The organism is Pseudomonas meliae, from assembly GCF_001400515.1.
Classification (GTDB): Bacteria; Pseudomonadota; Gammaproteobacteria; order Pseudomonadales; family Pseudomonadaceae; genus Aquipseudomonas; species Aquipseudomonas amygdali.
Genome location: NZ_LJQT01000256.1, coordinates 1 through 3,455, shown reverse-complemented (window position 1 = coordinate 3,455; position 3,455 = coordinate 1). Strand labels below are relative to the sequence as shown.

At 55.4% G+C, this 3,455-nt stretch carries 3 protein-coding genes and 1 pseudogene; all 4 read right to left on the bottom strand.

Annotation, left to right across the window (positions count from 1 at the left end; all coding sequences use genetic code 11):
- Positions 1–20 precede the first annotated feature (20 nt).
- A pseudogene (locus tag ALO64_RS11760) lies at positions 21–632 on the bottom strand (START domain-containing protein).
- A 57-nt stretch (positions 633–689) separates the two neighbouring features.
- Positions 690–947 carry a YkgJ family cysteine cluster protein gene (locus ALO64_RS24245; protein WP_004664678.1) on the bottom strand — a complete coding sequence of 86 codons (258 nt, stop codon included), beginning with the start codon at positions 945–947 and terminating at the stop codon, positions 690–692.
- Between the two features lie 94 nt (positions 948–1,041).
- Complete coding sequence (locus ALO64_RS11755) at positions 1,042–1,683, bottom strand: translation initiation factor 2 (RefSeq protein WP_082303349.1); 642 nt, start codon at positions 1,681–1,683, stop codon at positions 1,042–1,044.
- A 116-nt stretch (positions 1,684–1,799) separates the two neighbouring features.
- The gene (locus tag ALO64_RS11750) at positions 1,800–3,239 is read right to left on the bottom strand and encodes an aminotransferase-like domain-containing protein (RefSeq protein WP_044343273.1); all 1,440 of its coding nucleotides are present in this window, start codon (positions 3,237–3,239) and stop codon (positions 1,800–1,802) included.
- Positions 3,240–3,455 lie beyond the last annotated feature (216 nt).

Below are 3,455 nucleotides of genomic sequence, written 5' to 3'. Positions count from 1 at the left end.
TTTTTTGTGCGTACTGCAGATTATTGCGTCTGCGCAGCCCGCTCTCTGAGCGCTTTCAGCGTATTGAACGGCGCGTCGACAACGAACTTGTTGGCCAGCATCGATGGCACACTACCACCCGGCTCGGTGTGAACCTGATAAGTCACCTCAGTCTGGTTCGACCCCTTGGGCACCATCTTCCAGAACCCCTTGACCTCGGTCACACGCACGAAACCCTTTTCCTCGGGAATTTACGTGGGCTGCTCTTCAAGATTCCGGGTAATACTGCCGTCAGCCCCCTCCTGAGTAGTGATCAACAGCACCGAGTCACGAGGCGTCACCGGCCAGGGCGTGTTGAACTGGCTGTAGGTCCAGGTCTTGTTACCTTCATGCTTGAGTATCTTCTGTAACTTGCACTCATGAATCCAGGCGCAGGCCCCCGCAACATCCTCTTGAAGCGCACGCAGCTTGCTCACGCTGGCATTGATCAGCGTAATGCCCTGATAGGCCTTGTAATCGGACCCAGGCACATCACTCAACGAAACCTTGATGCCATCCTCGTTCTTGACCACTTTCCAGTCGTCAGCCTGCGCCGTTCCGGCAAGCATTACAGTCAAACCACAAGCAACAGCGATGCGATACAGCGGACTCATTGTTTTATTCCTTGTTTTGAAGTTCCGACAAAGCACTAGCGCCCAAAAACCGCCCTTTCATGCAACTGCTGTAGCTTTTTCCCACCAGCCAATAAGGCGAATGGCATCCGCCTGATCGACTCCGCAGACATCTTCCGCCGCCTTGAACTGACTGCATACCGCAGGGCGCTCGGGCCTGCCGAACAAGGCGCACAGAAGCTCGACCGACAAGTGCAGGCATCGCTCACCTGCCGGTTTTCCATCGGGCATGCCGGGTATGGGAGACGTGATGGAAGGCGCTATGCAGCACGCACCACAATCGGAACGGCAGTCCATGACCAGACACCCTTACTGAAAAATAGAAAAAGAGGAAGGATATTAACCGTCAAAACGTCTGTTTGAAAACGCCGTATCGGACGATAGGCAGGGATTACTGCTTGAATTTGAAATCCAGCGCAGCACCTTCGACATCGCGACGGTTTTCGTTGCGCATCTGCAATTGCATTTCGTTGGTCAGCAATCGACCTTCAAGCTCAAAGGGGCCGGGGTTGGCCGAAGCCCCCTTGTCGCTGAACATCTGCGGCAATATCGGCTTGCGCTTGCTGGTAATCACATTGGCGGGCGGGTCCAGCTCCTTGACAAGCTCGGGCGGCAAACTCAGGTCGAGCTTTGGCGACTTGATGCGCACATCCTTGGCACTGGCCGTTTTGGCGTCTTTGGCGTCCTTGCGCTTGCTGACAGGCGCCTTGGCCGCCGCTACTTTCGAAGGCGACTTTTCAGAAACTGCCGCCTTGGCCACCGGAGGCGCTGATGGTTGTGATTTTTCCTTGCCCACCACTACCGGCACCACCGGGACACCTGGCATCAACTGATGCATGGTATCGGGTGCCTTTATCTGTTTTGCATCCGTCGCCACCGCCTCCACAGGAGCCTCGGTCTTCAAGTGCACTTCAGGCGAGACCGGAGCAGTAATAACCGCCTCGGTTTTAGGCTTGGGCACAGGAGGATCCTGGACATCACAACCACTCAGAAGCACGACGACAAGCAATCCCAGACAGCGAAAAACATTCATAGGCAAAAAGTCAGGCAAGACAGTGGCAAATAGCCGGAAAAGAAACACATGCTGTGCTTTTGAGGCCAACCTGACAAGCCAAGAGTTCAAAACAATTGACAAAAAATCTTTACAACTCAGTACACATGTACCGCTTCCTGACACAACTGCTTGGCCAGAATACCCAGCGTCATCAGTGCCCGCTCAGCCTCTTTGTTCCAAGGCATCCCGCAGTTGAGGCGAATGCAATGATTGAACTGCTCGGTATTACTGAAGATCAACCCCGGCGCGATACTGATACCCTGCTCCAGCGCACGAACATGCAGCTCCTGAGTATTGACCCGGCCCGGCAGGCTAACCCACAGAATGAACCCACCCGCAGGGCGACTCATCTGAGTGCCCTCAGGAAAGAACTGCTGCACCGCCAATTGGAAGGCGCTGAGATTCTTGCGGTATTCCAGGCGAATGAAACGTAAGTGCCGATCGTAACCGCCGTTTTCGAGGTATGCGGCGACCGCCATCTGCGTAACACTGCATGCAGAATGCGTGCTGAAAGTCTGCAGACGTTGAATTTCTGCCTGGTATTTGCCAGCGATGATCCAGCCGATGCGTACACCGGGCGACAGCGTCTTGGAAAAGCTGGAACAGTAAATCACCCTCCCCAGCCGATCGAACGCCTTGAGCGCCTTGGTCCTCCCGACTTCGAACATCAACTCACCGTAGACATCGTCTTCAACCACTTGAATATCGAAGTCCGAGGCCAGACGCAGCAGGTTCTTCTGCCGCTCCTCCGGCATGGTGCCGCCCAGTGGGTTGCTCAGGCGTGAAGTCAGTACCAATGCTTTGATTGACCATTGATTGGCCGCCAGTTGCAAGGCCTCCAGACTGATGCCGGTGGCCGGGTCGCTGGGGATTTCGATGACTTTCAAGTCCAATAGGTCGGCAAGTTGCAACAACCCGTAATAAGCAGGCGACTCGGCAGCGATCAGGTCACCCGGCCGGGTCAGCACGCGAAGAGTCATCTGCAGTGCATCCACGCACCCGTGAGTGATCACCACCTCGGACGGATCGACCACCACGCCGGCGTCGCGCATACGGATGGCGACCTGCCTGCGCAGCGGCTCGAAACCCGGGCTGAACATATAGCTGAAGGCCCGCGGGCTGTGAAAACGCGTCACTTTCGCTAATTGCTGATGCAGCGCGCGCACCGGCAGGTAGTCCACATGAGGCACAGCGGCGCCCAGAGCAAACACGCCCTCGCGTCGGGATTCCTCGAGCACTTGCTGGATGATACTGCTGCGCGTGACCAGACCAGGCCGCTCGACCCGCGCGATATCCGGGGTCGAAGCCGTAAGTGCCGGGGTTTGATGAACATAGTAGCCGGACTGAGGACGCGCCCGGATCAACCCTTGATCTTCAAGGTTCGCATAAGCCTGCAATACCGTCGCATGGCTGACATTGAGCTGCGAACTCATCTTGCGAACCGAAGGCACACGCTCACCGGGTTGATACACCCCACGACGAATATCTTCGGCAAGCTGCTGGGCGATACGCTGATAGAGCAAAAGATTGGTCATGACACAGCCTCGAAAAGACCGGTGATTTATTGTTTTTAAAAATACAGATACGGAATAACCGGCACAGTCCAGAAGTGTACGGGAACAGTTTACGTTCAAGCCAGCGGTCACGACCGCTGCACGAAAATAAACGCGGCTGAAAACGCCATATGCAAAGCCTTTAAAGCCAAAAAAGCCCGAGGCCGTTTCCGGCGTCGGGCTTTTTGAAAAGTTTTT